Annotated in this window: 14 protein-coding genes; 7 read left to right on the top strand and 7 right to left on the bottom strand. The window is 32.3% G+C overall.

Annotated features, from left to right (window positions below):
- Positions 1-6: 6 nt before the first annotated feature.
- The 6 genes from H8K90_RS08075 (at position 7) to H8K90_RS08050 (ending at position 5464) form a co-directional block, all read left to right on the top strand.
- A complete protein-coding gene (locus tag H8K90_RS08075; RefSeq protein ID WP_186845457.1) occupies positions 7-1335 on the top strand; it encodes a sigma-54-dependent transcriptional regulator in 1329 nt (442 codons plus the stop codon).
- A gap of 559 nt (positions 1336-1894) precedes the next feature.
- Positions 1895-3199: a Glu/Leu/Phe/Val family dehydrogenase gene (locus tag H8K90_RS08070; protein WP_186845456.1), complete on the top strand. Its 1305-nt coding sequence runs from the start codon at positions 1895-1897 to the stop codon at positions 3197-3199.
- A gap of 18 nt (positions 3200-3217) precedes the next feature.
- Positions 3218-3637 (top strand): GreA/GreB family elongation factor, encoded by a 420-nt coding sequence (locus tag H8K90_RS08065; RefSeq protein WP_186845455.1) that lies wholly within the window; start codon positions 3218-3220, stop codon positions 3635-3637.
- An 11-nt stretch (positions 3638-3648) separates the two neighbouring features.
- Positions 3649-4077, top strand: a complete 429-nt coding sequence (locus tag H8K90_RS08060) for a hypothetical protein (RefSeq protein ID WP_186845454.1) — start codon at positions 3649-3651, stop codon at positions 4075-4077.
- A 12-nt stretch (positions 4078-4089) separates the two neighbouring features.
- Positions 4090-4479, top strand: a complete 390-nt coding sequence (locus H8K90_RS08055; RefSeq protein WP_186845453.1) for a hypothetical protein — start codon at positions 4090-4092, stop codon at positions 4477-4479.
- Positions 4480-4636: 157 nt separating this feature from the next.
- Complete coding sequence (locus H8K90_RS08050; protein WP_186845452.1) at positions 4637-5464, top strand: universal stress protein; 828 nt, start codon at positions 4637-4639, stop codon at positions 5462-5464.
- Positions 5465-5567: 103 nt separating this feature from the next.
- On the opposite strand, the gene H8K90_RS08045 is transcribed toward H8K90_RS08050, so the two are convergent.
- The 6 genes from H8K90_RS08045 to H8K90_RS08020 all read right to left on the bottom strand — a co-directional run bounded on the left by H8K90_RS08045 (position 5568) and on the right by H8K90_RS08020 (position 10445).
- Positions 5568-6248 (bottom strand): type 1 glutamine amidotransferase domain-containing protein, encoded by a 681-nt coding sequence (locus H8K90_RS08045; RefSeq protein WP_246457659.1) that lies wholly within the window; start codon positions 6246-6248, stop codon positions 5568-5570.
- Positions 6249-6387: 139 nt separating this feature from the next.
- Positions 6388-7548 (bottom strand): iron-containing alcohol dehydrogenase, encoded by a 1161-nt coding sequence (locus tag H8K90_RS08040; RefSeq protein ID WP_186845450.1) that lies wholly within the window; start codon positions 7546-7548, stop codon positions 6388-6390.
- Positions 7549-7574: 26 nt separating this feature from the next.
- Positions 7575-8207, bottom strand: coding sequence for an NAD(P)H-dependent oxidoreductase (locus H8K90_RS08035; RefSeq protein ID WP_186845449.1), 633 nt, complete (start codon positions 8205-8207; stop codon positions 7575-7577).
- 14 nt (positions 8208-8221) lie between these two features.
- Positions 8222-8872, bottom strand: coding sequence for an NAD(P)H-binding protein (locus tag H8K90_RS08030; protein WP_186845448.1), 651 nt, complete (start codon positions 8870-8872; stop codon positions 8222-8224).
- Between the two features lies 1 nt (position 8873).
- Positions 8874-9452, bottom strand: a complete 579-nt coding sequence (locus H8K90_RS08025) for a TetR/AcrR family transcriptional regulator (RefSeq protein ID WP_186845447.1) — start codon at positions 9450-9452, stop codon at positions 8874-8876.
- A 93-nt stretch (positions 9453-9545) separates the two neighbouring features.
- Complete coding sequence (locus tag H8K90_RS08020; RefSeq protein ID WP_186845446.1) at positions 9546-10445, bottom strand: EamA family transporter; 900 nt, start codon at positions 10443-10445, stop codon at positions 9546-9548.
- A gap of 244 nt (positions 10446-10689) precedes the next feature.
- Between H8K90_RS08020 and H8K90_RS08015 the strand changes: the two genes are divergently transcribed.
- Entirely contained in the window at positions 10690-11979 is a 1290-nt protein-coding gene (locus H8K90_RS08015) for a GAF domain-containing sensor histidine kinase (protein ID WP_186845445.1), read from the top strand.
- Positions 11980-12018: 39 nt separating this feature from the next.
- On the opposite strand, the gene H8K90_RS08010 is transcribed toward H8K90_RS08015, so the two are convergent.
- Positions 12019-13359 carry an exonuclease domain-containing protein gene (locus H8K90_RS08010; RefSeq protein WP_186845444.1) on the bottom strand — a complete coding sequence of 447 codons (1341 nt, stop codon included), beginning with the start codon at positions 13357-13359 and terminating at the stop codon, positions 12019-12021.
- Between the last annotated feature and the right edge of the window lie 628 nt (positions 13360-13987).

Raw genomic sequence — 13987 nt, 5'->3', positions numbered from 1 at the left:
TGAATTATGCAATTACTTAAAGAAAATATACTTATAGTTGACGATGATATAAATATTCTGGAGTTATTGCAGCGTCATTTACAATCTTGGAATTACCATGTATTTAAAGCCATTTCTGTAAAAGAGGCAGTTACTATTCTGCGAGACACACAAATTGATTTATTAATTACCGATTTAAAAATGCCAGAGGTAGATGGCTTTGAACTTATAAAATTTGTGTCTGAGCATTATCCTAAATTACCCAAACTGGTAGTTACGGGTTATCCATCTGTTCAAGGGTCTTTGTCTGTAATTAAATCTGGAGTAGTAGATTATTTAACCAAACCTTTTACAAAAGACGAGTTAAAATCTGCTGTAGATAAATCTTTAGTTACTTCAAGAGCAAACATATCTCAATCAAATAACATGTCCGCAGATAAATCTGAAGCTTATGGTGACATTATTGGTAATTCTGAAAAAATAAATGAGGTTATACAAGTTATTAAACGTGTAAAAGATAATAAGGCGACTGTTTTTATTAAAGGTGAAAGTGGTACTGGTAAAGAATTAGTAGCGCGAGCCATTCACTATCAAGGTAAGTTTTCTAGAGCACCATTTATAGCGGTTAATTGTGGTGGTATTCCAGAAAATTTATTAGAGGCAGAGTTATTCGGTTATGTAAAAGGTGCTTTTACAGGTGCAGAAACCAATAGAGAAGGGTTTTTTCAAGCGGCAAATGGAGGCACAATTTTTTTGGATGAAATAGGAAACGCTTCACTGGCAGTACAATCTCGATTATTACGTGTACTACAAGAAAAAGAAGTGGTTCGTGTAGGGTCTACAAAAGCCGTAAAAGTAGATGTTCGTATCATCGCAGCTACAAATAGCGATTTGCAAGATATGATACAGAAACAAAGCTTTAGAGAAGATTTGTATTACAGACTAACTGTAGTAGAAATTCATATTGCGGCATTGCGTGAGCGAAAGGATGATATTGCTTTGCTAGTTGATAAATTTCTATTTAAATACGGTATTGAGTATAAAGACCGATTTTTAAAAATCACACCAGATGCTCTAGCTATTTTAAAACGTTATAATTGGCCTGGAAATATTAGAGAACTAGAAAATATCATTCAGCGTGCAGTTATTATGTGCGACAAGGTTGTAGATGTAGAACATCTACCCGATCATTTAAAGTACACCATAATGTTTTCTGAAGAAGCATTGGTACCACTAAAAGTTATTGAAAAACAATATATAGAAAAGGTATTAAGAGCTACAGGAAATAATAAAACTAAAGCCGCAGAAATTCTTCAAATAGACCGAAAAACCATTCGTCAAAAACTTTCAGAATAGCCATTCCTAACTGATACTTTTTTACCCAACTGGGTAATTAAGTATCAACTCTATTCTTTATCAAAACACACATCACACAACTTCAAACCCTTTATTTTAAAGGGTTTGGTCTTTAAAAACCTTACTATTAAAATTTTATGGTATAGACATTGCCTTTTTGGTATGTGTATAACATTAATATGTTTTAATATGAACAACATTAGTATTTGTCCGAGTTGCATATATCGCAATAACTGCGTATTAACGATGCAAAAAGACAAGGTATGGTCTTGTAGCGAATATGACAAAGAGGTAACAGATTCAAACGCTATAAAGACTATGGTACAACCAAAAGAAAATGAAGAAAAAACACTAGAATTAGTTTAACAGTTAAATAGAAAATATCATGATTTATAATGCAATTATTTCAGCAATGACTTGTAAAAATTCGAGACCTAAAACATCTGATACAGTATTAAGAAACAAATACATCTCTCAAAAATACAATGAGCGATCTATTACCAATAGATATTTCAAGTAATAGACAATTTTAAAATCAATTTAGCTAAAATATATAAAGATGACAATAGCAACAGCAGATTTGAAGAAACCTTTAAAAAAGGTACCTGTTAGAGGTATGATGGATAATGTTATGGACCAGTTTAACAGTGCTGCAGATCAAATTGGTCTTCATCCAAACATTAGAAAAATTTTAAGCATTACCAACAATGAAATCATAGTAAATTTCCCAGTAAAAATGGATAATGGTGATGTGGAGATTTTTACGGGTTACAGAGTACAACATAATAACGCTTTAGGTCCATATAAAGGTGGTTTGCGCTATCATCCAACAGTAGATATTGATGCCGCAAGAGCGTTGGCCATGTGGATGACCTGGAAAACTTCTTTAGCAGGTTTACCTTATGGTGGTGGAAAAGGTGGTATAAAACTAGATCCAGCAAAATATTCTAAAGAAGAGTTAGAGCGTATTACCAGACGTTTCACTTTTGCTTTGGCAGACAATATTGGACCAGAACACGATATACCTGCACCAGATATTAACACTAATAGCCAAACTATGGCATGGATTGCAGATACATATATGAGTACGCGTCCTCCTGCAGAACGTACTGCAAATCAGCATGTTGTTACAGGTAAACCAGATGGCAGTGGAGGCTTAGAAGGACGAGATAGAGCCACTGGTTATGGAGTGTACTTGTCCATTAAATTTTGGGCAGAGAAGAACAACAAGAGTCTAGACGGTAAGAAGTTTATTGTTCAAGGCTTTGGTAATGTTGGGTATTGGGCAGCACATTTCTTAGAGAAAGATGGTGCAAAATTGGTAGCAGTTCAAGATGCTTATGGCAGTATTCAAAACCAAAAGGGTATAAAGGTAGAGGACTTGTTTAAGTACACTAAAATTAATGATGGAAGTATTGTTGATTTTCCTAGTGCCAAACCTGTAGATAAAAACAAATTTTTCACATTAAACTGCGATATCTGTATTCCTGCAGCCTTAGGTAATCAAATTACTAAAGAAAATGCCTCTCGAATTAAAGCAAGACTTATTGCAGAAGGTGCCAATGGACCAACAAATGTAGAAGGGGAGAAGCTTTTGTTAAAAAGAGGTATCACTATAATCCCAGATATATTATGTAATTCGGGAGGTGTTATTGGTAGTTATTTTGAATGGCTTCAAAACCGAAACGGTGAACTTTGGCAGTTAGACGAGGTTATGGCCAAACTAGATAAAAAGATGAAAGAATCTTTTGATAAAGTTTATGATTACTCTAAAAATGAAGGGATTGATATGCGTACAGCTGCTTTCTGTATCGCTATTGAACGCATAGAAAAAGCATACATACAAAGAGGTATTTTTCCATAAAAATTAAAAACTCAACCCATGAAATACGGAAGTTTAATATTAGAAAAAAAAGAGTATGTCTATTTAAAACGCATACTCAACATTTCTGGCTATGCAGAAAACCACGAAATTCAGAAGTGTTTAATGAAATTATCTGAAGAGTTAAGAACAGCGCACATCGCAGATGAAGAAGAAATGCCGAAAGATGTTATACGCTTTAACTCTATAGTAACAGTTGCCTTTAATAACGGAATAGAAAAAACAGTGCAACTGGTAATACCCACGAATAAAGATGTAAAAAACAATAAAATATCTGTGCTAACACCGATGGGATCTGCATTAATTGGATACTCACAAGAAGATGCTATTATATGGAACTTTCCAAATGGTACTCAACAGATTACTGTTAAAGAGGTTAAACAGCATGAAACCTTTAGCGATATGGATATAGTGATATAAAATTTTAAACTATGGAAACTCTAAATACTAACATATTTGACCACGACACCAGTATTGATGTTACACACAAAATCAATACTATGGAATTAGATAATTGGATCAATCACTTAAAATACATTAAAAAGGAACTTATAAACCTTATAATTATCTGTAATAAAGATTTGAAGGACAATCTGGGAGAGCACGATATCATTGAGCGTTTTGAAAAAAAGAAATCCGAAAATAACACCTTGTTAAACGCACTTTTAAAATATGCAAATTCGAGAACAGATATAGCAGAATGCGAAGACACGCAATGCGATATGATATATATAACAGAACACGAGAGTTATCGCAGAAGTTATCTCTATCATTTAGATAAATACAGACGATTAAAAGATGCGTTTTTTGATAAAGTTCAGGGTAAATTTTCGCTTTCAAGAATAGAAAAATCATTGTAAAGACACTAACATTTGAGCACAATATCTGCATATAAAATAGACGAACATAGACGCTTATGTCTAAAGAAAGATTTAAATGAAATCAATCTTTGGACCACTATGCTCGAAGATTTTAATACTGAGTTAGACCATCTTAATATTATAGAAAAACAATTGATAAAAAACAGTTCGGTTTCTAATGTAATTAAAGCCATGCGAAGAAAGAACATATTAAACATGGCATCAATCTGTAAATATGAGCAAGAAATTAAAACTGAATACGAATATGGTAAAGGAGAATACAATGAAATAAGATTAAAATATCATAAACAAAGACAACAAAACTATTTTCAATTTTTAGAAGAGATAAAGTTATTTAAGAATCAGATTTACAAGCTCTTAAAAAGATATGGAAGTAAATAAAAAGTAGAAAATACTTAGGTAAGCAAAATTGTGATTGGTTAAATAAAAAGCTAGTTAGCGTTAAGAAGGTTTTGCATGCAATTAACCGCAAAGATGATTGACTTTGCGGTTAGCCTAAGTATGATAAAAGAAGTATCACCATTAAAACCTTAGAACGATGAAAAAAATTTTGATTCCCACAGATTTCTCGCTAAATAGTTACCAAACTGCGGACTATATCACCAATCTTTTTAAAAAGGTAAATTGTGAGTTTTATTTTTTAAATACGTTTAGATATATTAATTCTGGTTTAAATGCATTTGAAATGCTTCAGGCCGACGATGAATGGTTTGAAAAACCAAAAGAAGATTCTCTAGAAAAACTCGGAAAATTAGTCACACGTTACACCTTAAAATCTAATAAAAACCATTCTTTCCATGCTATTTCAGAACATAGAGATATTGTAGATGGCATAAATATTAGTGTAGAGACTATAGGCATAGATGTAGTTGTACTAACAGGTAATGGTACTTCTACACTTGGCACCACAACTGAGAATATATTAGAAAAGGTAAGATCTTGCCCAGTTTTAATTGTGCCACCACACGCCACAACTTGCAATGGCATTACGCTAACCATAGCGTCCGATTTTCAACAAAAAATTAACACCGGTGAAATTGAACGTTTTATCAAAGCGCTCGAAAACACCAACACTAAAATTGGCATCTTAGCACTAAAAGAAAAGAAAAATCTATCTGAGAAAGCATCAGAAAATTTAGAGCTATTATTAACATATCTAAAGCAGCTTTCTAACAAACCTATTGAACTAGAATTTTTAAAACCAGCCTTCAGATTAAAGGATTACGCTTTTAGTCATATTAACGAAATAATGTGCGTTGTAGATAATAAACCCGATTTATTTAGAAAAATAGGTGTTGTAAAATCTAATGTTATCGCCACTATATGTAAATTAAATTCTAATACTGTATTGACTGTGCATCAGTAAGATTTTTGGTTTAATTACTAAGTTGTTAAAGCAACAAATATCAAATTCTACAAAACAAAAAAGGTTACCCATAATGGATAACCTTTTATTTATTTAATAAGCCTTATTTCTTTAAACTTTCTAATAATTTTTCAGCTACTAATTGCGATGATGCTGGGTTTTGACCCGTAATTAAATTTCCATCTTGTATAGCGTACGCAGCCCAATCTTCTTTTTTAGAATAAATTCCGCCATTGTTATTTAGCATATCTTCTACTAAAAACGGTACAACATCAGTAAGACCAACAGCGGCTTCTTCGCTATTTGTAAAACCTGTTACGTTTTTACCTTTTACCAATGGATCTCCGTTTACGTCTTTTACATTTTTTAATGCTGCTGGTGCATGGCACACAAAACCTATAGGTTTTTCTTGAGCATTAAATTTTTCAATTAAGGCAGCAGAGATATTATCATTGGCCAAATCCCATAATGGACCATGGCCACCAGGATAAAATACTGCATCAAAGTCATCTGGATTCATATCTGCCAATACTTTAGTATTAGCAATTTTTTCTTTGGCTTCAGCATCGTTATCAAAGCGCTTTGTATCTTCAGTAGCAGCATCTGGTGCATCGCTACTAGGATCAATTGGTGCAGCTCCACCTTTTGGAGTTGCTATTGTAATTTCTGCTCCTTTGTCTAATAACGTATAATATGGATTGGCAAATTCTTCAACCCAAAATCCTGTTTTTTTTCCTGTATCACCTAACTTATCGTGAGATGTTAATACGAATAATATTTTCATTTCTTTTTCTTTTTGTATTTCAATGTTTTCTTTTAAAACTTTTTTAGAAGGTGTTTCTTCATTTGTATCTTTACAACTAAATGCCGTAAAAACCGTTAGCAATAATGCTATAATGTTTAATCCTTTTTTAACCATAACTTTAATAGGCCATTTTTACAATTTTCTCAACTTTTTCTGGCGTTAACGACTGGTGTTCGCCTAATCCTAACCAACCACGATCTGTAAAACGTTTTTCAATTTCTTCTGCTGTACCTTCGTAATCGTTAGTATAATCAGATAGTTTGGTGTCAATCCCTAATGATTTAAAAAACGCCGTTGTTTTCTCTATAGCTGCATAGGCTTTATCATCAATACTTCCTTCTGTAATATTCCAAACACGTTCGCCATATTGCGCTAATTTTTCCTTTTTAGCCTCAAAATTATATTTGTAATGGCTTTCGGTTATAATGGCCAGTGTTCTTGCATGGTCAATACCGTATAACGCTGTTAATTCGTGTCCCATAGCATGAATTGCCCAATCTGTTGGCACACCTTTTTGTATCAATCCATTGAGTGCCATTGTACAACTCCACATAAAATTTGAAGCAGCTTTATAATCAAACTCGTCTTTCATTACATCTGGTGCAATTTCAATGAGAGTTTGCAAAATGCTTTCTGCAAAACGATCTTGTAATTTAGCATCAACAGAATAGGTCATGTATTGTTCTAAAACGTGTGTAAACGCATCTGTTAAGCCATTTGCCAATTGCCTTTGCGGAATTGATTTTACAACTTCAGGGTCTAAAATTGAAAATTCTGGAAACAAACCTGGTCCACCCATTGCCAATTTTTCTTTCGTTTCTTCGCGAGTAATTACAGCGCCAGAATTCATTTCAGAACCTGTTGCTGGTAAGGTGAGCACAGTTCCAAAAGGCATGCCTTTTTGTGTTCTTATATTATTCGTTAAAATATCCCAAGGGGTTTCACCATCATAAACTGCTGCAGCAGATAAAAACTTAGTACCATCAATTACAGAACCACCACCAACAGCTAGAAGAAATGTAATGTTCTGTTCTTTAATTACATTTAAAGCCTCCATTAATGTGGCGTATTCTGGATTTGCAGGTATGCCTCCAAACTCAGTAACATCAACGTCTGCTAAGGCTGTTTTTACTTGGTCGTAAATACCATTCTTTTTAATACTTCCTCCTCCATAAAGTAATAATACTTTAGCATCTGCAGGAATTTCTTCTTTTAGTTTTTCTATTGTATCCTTTCCAAAAATTATTTTGGTTGGATTTTTAAATTCAAAATTGTTCATCTTTTTCTTTATTTTTTATGTGTTAATTATGCAATGACAGTCACTAAATCTTCTGTAGGTTTTCTCACCTTTACAAGATCTACCAACCAATCATTGTCTGTATCTCTATAACCAATCGGTAACATTACAGCACTGCGCAAGCCCTTTGCTCTTAAATCTAAAATTTCATCTAGCTTATCTGCATCAAAACCTTCTAACGGTGTTGCATCTACGCCTTCGTAGGCAGCTGCTATAATAGCCTGTGAAAATGCAATGTAAGCTTGTTTAGCAGCATGATTAAAGTTTTCTTCGGAATCTTTTTGCGGATAAGCATTTAGGAGCATTTGACGGTAGTTTTCCCAACCTTCGTTTTTAAAACCTCTAATCTCGTTTGTAAGATCGAACATATAGTTAATTCTATCTTCTGTATAGGTATCCCAAGCAGCAAAAACGAGTAGGTGAGAGCAGTCCGTAATTACAGACTGATTCCATGCTATTGGTCTAATCTTTTCTTTCACTTCTTGATTTGTTATTACAATAATTTCAAAAGGTTGTAAACCACTCGAAGTTGGCGCTAAACGTGCCGCTTCTATTATGTTATCTATTTTATCTTGAGGCACTTTTTCACCATTCATGGCTTTGGCAGCATATCTCCAGTTTAATTTATCTAATAATTCCATAGTCTTATAAATGTTTAAATTTTTGTTATTTGTTCTGATGTTATGACGGTTTTTGAAATATTTGAATTCGCCAAGTTGACCATAGCTTGTGCAATAGCTTCAGCTGGTGTAATCCTATATTTTTTCAATTTTCCTATAAAAAGCGGTTGAAGAATTTTAAACACCATCAATCCTATTTTTTCACCAATGCGTTTTTCTTGTCTATCGCCACCAATGATAGAGGGTTGTAAAATATGAGTCTTTTTAATCTGTTTTGAACGTACAGCCTGTTCCATTTCACCTTTGGTTCTATTATAAAAAATAGAACTTTTAGCATTGGCGCCTAATGCAGAAATAACTATAAATGTTGGTATTCCATTTACTTTAGAAAGCTTTGCAGCAGTCACCGGAATCCCAAAATCTATTTTTTTGTAGAGCGTTTTGTCTGGTGTTTTTTTGGCAGTGGTACCAATGCAACAATATACTTCGTCTGCAGTAAAATCGGATTTAAAACTTTCTAATTCTAAAATATCGCCAACAAACTGTTTCACCTTAGAAGGTAATCCTTCAATTTTCGATCTAGAAAATAGTTTTATCGTTTCGTACCGATGGTCTTTAATAAGTTTCTCTAATAAAATAGAACCCGTTAAACCAGTTGCACCTAATATAATTGCTGTTTTTTTCATTTTATAGTTTTATACTATCCCAAGCAGCTAAAAACGCTTCGTCAATATGTGCTTTGGTAAATTGAAATTCACCACGTTTTTGAGCCATGATTAAAAATGACAAAGGATTTATAGAATAAGCATATAAAATATAGTCTGATACAGGTTTTATAACACCTTCTTCCTTTCCGCGTTGCCAAAGATGGAGTAGAGGCTGTAAGTACTTAATACCTTCTTTTCTGCTCGGTTCGTCAATCATTGGTGTGTTGTTACATTGATTTAAAAAAAAGGCATATTCGCATTCGTTACTATTAAATTCGGCAATGCGTTTCCAAATGATTTCAAAGCCGGTTTTTACAGACGTGTTTTCGTCATATGCCTTAAATACAAAATCTGTGTATTTTGTTTTTACTTCTAAATAAGTTTGGTTAACCAAGTCTTGTTTATTTTCAAAATATAAGTAGATGGTTGCAGGCGAAACGTTTGCCATTTTTGCAATCTTACTCATAGGTGTTGCATGGAAACCACTATTGTTTACCAACTCAATAGTCGCTTTTAAAAGCGCATTTCGCTTATCGATACTTTTTTGAAGTTTAGCCATGATTATTTATTCTGTAGTACAAAGTTATATATAAAAATGAATGTTCATTCTTTTTTTAACAAAGGTTTATAACTTTAGGGTGTACAAAACAATTTAAGAATACAAAATCAAGAAGACACCAAATAGAATTCCTGTAAGAGGCATTAGCTTCTTACGTTTATTCTGTTCTTTAAATACTAATCCACCAATAACCACAGCTATGATTAATTGGCTGCGTTTAATTGCCGATAATAACATTATTAGAGCCTCAGGATCTTGAAGCGCTTTAAAATAAAAGTAATCTGCAGCAACCAATAAGACTCCTACAGCAATAATCGTCCAACGAAATGTAAATGCTTGTCGTTTTACTTTATATGGAAACCATGTGATAGCTAAAATGACTAATAAAATCAGTACTGTATACCAACAAAACCAGAATTGTAAGGTTTGTGGTGTTAATGTTAATTCTTGAATTAAAAATTTATCGTATAAGCCACTGGAAGCTCCTAAAAAGGTCGCCCCAATAATCGCGAAAATCCATTTATTCTTTTTAAATATTATACCTTCTTTCTTTCCAATACGTGAGTATAATATTACTGAACATATAATAAGAAAGAAACCAATCCATTGCAAAAAGTTAGGTCGTTCTTGATATATTATTATAGCACCTAAAAAGGTAAAAAACGGACCTGCAGATCTTATAGGAGTTACGATTGTAATTGGTAAATGTTTTAATGCTTGATATGCCAAAATCCATGAGGATGCCATAATCGCAGATTTAATAGCAATAAAACCATGTGTTTGCCATGGAATATCGGCAATGTAAAGATGCATTTCTAGCAAGCTATCCTTATAAAATAAAGATCCAAAATAAAGTGGAAGTAGTAGAAGAAATCCAGAAAATATAGTACCGAATAAAACAGGAAACACTTCGTTACCTTGCACTGCATGCTTTTTACACAGATTGTGCAATCCTAAAAACAAAGCCGCTAAAAGTCCAAGGTACATCCACATATTGCGCGCGAAGATATTAGTTTATTCTATTGTAAACTTCTCTATTTTATAAATAATTTTTAGTTTTTTAAGACATAGCATTTATAAACCTTCATAGAATATTTGTGTTAAATGCTTTAGAGTTAATTACTTAAAATAATTTATGATTCAAATAAAATTGTCTCCTTATATAATACTTTGTAAATTTATATTTGCTCTTAATTATTAATTAAATCAAGACTTTAGTTAAACGACTTTACAAGATATGGATGCCAGCAATGCGATAAACAAGACCGAAAAAGATAGAATTATAGAAAAACAGTTACGTTTTCAAAATTTATTAATAAGTATTTCTACAACATATATCAATGCAGATTTAACAGATATAGATAAACTAATTAGAGATTCCTTAAAGCAAATTGGAGAATTTGTAGAGGCAGATAGAAGTTATGTTTTTTCTTATGATTTTGTAAATAATACCACATCTAATACTTATGAATGGTGTGCCGAAGGTATAGATCCAGAAATTAATAATTTACAAAATGTTCCTGTAGAATTTATACCGCAATGGGTAGATGCACACAGAAAAGGTAAGGCTTTTTATATTGAAGATGTGAGTCTTCTTCCTCATGACGGAGAAAATGGCTTACGTGCAGTATTAGAACCTCAAGGTATTAAAAGTCTAATTGCAATTCCAAAAATTAAAAATAATGAGTTAATTGGGTTTATAGGTTTTGATGCGGTAAAGAAGATTAATAAATATGCCGAAAACGAAAAAGAAATTCTATTTGTTTATGCCAGTATGTTGGTTAACATTATTCAAAGAAAAGAAAATGAAGAACATATAATAGAACAAGATAAAAAGCGAGAAAAACTACTTAAAGATTTATCACGTCAAAATGAACAATTAAATGAATATGCACATGTAGTATCTCACGATTTAAAAGCTCCACTCATAAATATTCATACCTTGATTACATGGTTTATCAATGATCACAAAGATGCTTTAGATGAAAACGACATTAAACCATTAAATCTTGCCTTATTCAATGTAGAGAAAATGGATAATCTAATAAAAGGTATTTTAGATTATTCTACTGTAGATAGGCTAGAGTCTGAAGACAGTAAAATTGATATTAACCTCATATTAGAAGAAGTTAAACAAACACTATTAATTCCAAATACTATTACTCTTAATATTCAAGATAATTTGCCTCATTTATATGGCAATGCCTGGAGGTTTAAACAGATATTTCAAAACTTAATACAAAATGCTATCAAGTATTCCGATAAAAATGAAGGTATAATTGAAGTAGGTTGTGTAGAGAAAACTGACACTTTTGAATTTTATGTAAAAGACAACGGAATTGGTATTAAATCTAATTATTTCGATAAAATATTTAAAGTTTTTACCAAACTCGAAAATACGAGCTCCTCTTCAGGTATTGGACTATCTATTGTTAAAAAAATTGTTAATTATTATGGAGGTGCTATTTGGTTAGAGAGCCAAGAAAACCAAGGGACAACGTTTTATTTTACGTTTTTAAAGCCGTAAATAACGATTCTATCTATATATTAAACCCATAAATAGAAATTAACTTAATTGAAACAAACGGTTTCTTAGTATTTTTTGAATGTCAACACTGTTTTTCTGAGGAATTAGATAGGTTTGTAAATCATCAATATGATTTATCTGTTCCTCTTTATCTACAAATCCATAGCCTAAATATTCACCATTTTTTATCATTACAAAGGCGTCTTCATTGGTATGTCGTCCTTTTTCTTTAAGAATAACATCTTCTTTCTGATTAGACATAAAGTGTATAGCGTCTAGCACTCGGTTATTGTAATCTTCAACATTTTCTTGGTCTCTACAAACCCCTTTACAATCTTTAAGACTATAATGCGAACATGCAGAAACAGCTTCTTGTAAATGACAATATTTTGGGCAAAGATTAAACTTAGAACATAATTTCTCCATAAATAACCTTACATCTCGCACATTATAAAATGTTACAATAGGATTGGGCACAAAGCGACTTTTATTACTTGCCAAATGAATAATACCATTTCTGTCTTCATAAGAGCAAATAGAAAAGGACTGAACTGCTCGTTTTGCCATTTTATTATAAATAGGGAAGTGGTGCTTTATAGCTGCATCTTCCATAAGTAAGGCAATTAATTCACTGCCCGAAATTTCAAAATCCAAATCACCAGTTTCTCGCACCATATCTTGTGCTTTTTTAATTTTACTATAAAAATGACTCAGTACTCTCTTTTTGATATTGTTGGCTTTGCCAACATAGATTATTTTCCCTTTTTTATCCTTAAAATAATAGATACCGGCTACTTCGGGCAAAGCTTCAAATGTTGCTTTTGGTAAATTAGGAGGTAACGTAGATTGTCTAGAATTTTTATTCAAAAACTCTTTAAATACGGCTTCAGCATTAGGTTGTTTTAATAACAATTTAAACAAAACAACTGTAGCTTCAGCATCACCACGAGCTCTATGTCTATCTACTAAATTGATGTTTAGCGCTTTACAAATTTCACCTAAGCTATAAGACTTATGACCAGGAATTAGGCGACGAGATAAACGTACTGTACAAAGTTTTTTTCTTTCAAAATCTAACCCAATACGTTTAAATTCTCCATTAATTACGTTATAATCAAAGTTAACATTGTGAGCAACAAATATAGAGCCCTCAGTGATATCTAGTATGTTTTGTGCTATAGTCTTAAAAATAGGAGCATTAGCCACCAAAGCATTATCAATGCCAGTAAGTGCTGTAATATGCTGTGGAATAAGACATTCCGGATTTACTAATGATGTAAACTCGTCAATAATTGTTTCACCATCATATTTAAACACAGAAATTTCGGTTATGCGATTACCTTGTCCTGTGGTTTCAACATCTATTATGTTGTAGGTCATTTTATATCATTGGTTTTGGAAAATGTAACGAAATTGCAAGATAAGGACATAACATAGTATTGTCAAGTTATTTACTTTATGGTTTGGTATTAGTAAATAACTTTTCATTTTTTTTGAGTAGAAAGCAATTAATACATTAAAGCATATATTTTAATGATTAATGCCATTTTATACTTCGATTACGCTCAACACAGGCGACAGGTCAAATTATGATAATCTATTGTTTCATAATGTACTTGCGTTTTGTACAACATGGGCTTTATTCGTAAGATTTCTATTTTAAATTAAGGAACTCATGAATCTTCGATGTGGTTAAAAGCGCATGTTAGTATATTGTTCCTGAAAAACTTTATCTTAAAAAGTTGCTTTATGATGTTAATGAAATCGAGAAATCTCTGATTTTGAAATTCACGAGCACTTATTTATTAAATAAGTGTAGTGCAAGAAACCAACTCTGTTGGTTCACGAATCCATAATACGCAATTATTAATTTGAGTAAAACACTCTTTTTCTGAAATCGAGGCACGAGATTCACTAATACCGATATAATAAAATAGAAATCACATGAATAAAGGGTAGAGGAGTGGATGTAAATCGAACTTGTGAGATTCACAACACCTATTTATTT

The sequence above is a fragment of the Winogradskyella echinorum genome, assembly GCF_014297365.1.
Classification (GTDB): Bacteria; Bacteroidota; Bacteroidia; order Flavobacteriales; family Flavobacteriaceae; genus Winogradskyella; species Winogradskyella echinorum.
Note: the sequence above shows the minus strand (reverse complement) of the source record. Positions and strands in the feature narration are given on the sequence as shown.